Annotated in this window: 1 protein-coding gene; it reads right to left on the reverse strand. The window is 44.2% G+C overall.

Features of this window, described 5'->3' with window-relative positions:
* Positions 1-1,040, reverse strand: a 1,040-nt coding sequence (gene alr / locus CXF78_RS01295) for an alanine racemase (protein WP_102035746.1), incomplete at its 3' end; no start/stop codon positions are given.
* Positions 1,041-1,156 lie beyond the last annotated feature (116 nt).

The raw sequence follows: 1,156 nt of genomic DNA on the forward strand, positions 1-1,156 counted from the left end.
ACTTCTTCTACTGCAAGTGCTTTGCCCCACAGTTGAACGCTATCGCCGACGTTATCTTGTGCATCAGCACCTAAATCTACGGTTAACATGTCCATAGACACTCGACCGACTATCGGTACTCTGCGGCCGTTAATCCACACCGGTGTGCCTTCTGGCGCATTACGTGGGTAACCATCACCATAACCAATGGCAACAACCCCTAAACGAGTGTCTTTTTTAGCGGTCCAAGATGCACCATAACCGACACTATCACCGGCTTTATGCTCGCGCACCGCGATTAAATTGGAGACTAACTCCATCGCTGGAATTAATCGATGATTAACGCCTCGATCACCCACAACCGGAGATACACCATAAAGTGCAATGCCGGGTCTTACCCAGTCAGCTTGGCTTGTTGGCCAAAATAAGGTACCTGCAGAATTTGCTAAGGTGCGATCGCCTTCTAAGCCGCTAACCTGTTGCTCAAAGGCATTCATTTGCGTTTGAGTGAGAGGATTATCGGGTTCGTCGGCGCAAGCAAAGTGGGTCATTAAATGAATCGGTTTAGCCACTTGCGGACAAGCCAGCAAGCGCTGATAAATACTGTTGAATTGTTCAAGACTAAAGCCAATACGATGCATACCAGTATCAATTTTTATCCATACGGTGACAGGCTTATCTAGCGCGATAGTTTCAAGCATTTGCAATTGCGATTCATGATGAACCACAGTATCAATATTGTGGCTAACCAGTGTGGGTAAATCAGACTGACGGAAGAAACCTTCTAATAATAAAAGCTTACCTTTTACACCGCCTTCTCTGAGTTGCAACGCTTCTTCAAGCCTTGCTAATCCAAAACCATCTGCGCCGCCATGATACTTGCAGACGCTTTCTACATAATTTAATAAGCCTACACATTCAGCAACATTTAATAATCCATGGCCATAACCATTGGCTTTAACCACTGCCATAATTTTACTATTGGGCGCAATAAGGCGCAGTTGTGCCAAGTTACTTTGCAATGCGTAACGACTGATTTCTGCACGAGGAAAAGGTTTCAATAGATTGCCTTAATTAAACAATAAAAAACATGGCGCGTCTTACTGTCTGTTAGGAGGTTTAGTGCCATAAATGCGACCTCACTAACAGAGATAAGCTAATATCATAAATAACGATA

The organism is Shewanella sp. 11B5 (assembly GCF_002836795.1).
In the GTDB taxonomy this organism is placed as follows: domain Bacteria; phylum Pseudomonadota; class Gammaproteobacteria; order Enterobacterales; family Shewanellaceae; genus Shewanella; species Shewanella frigidimarina.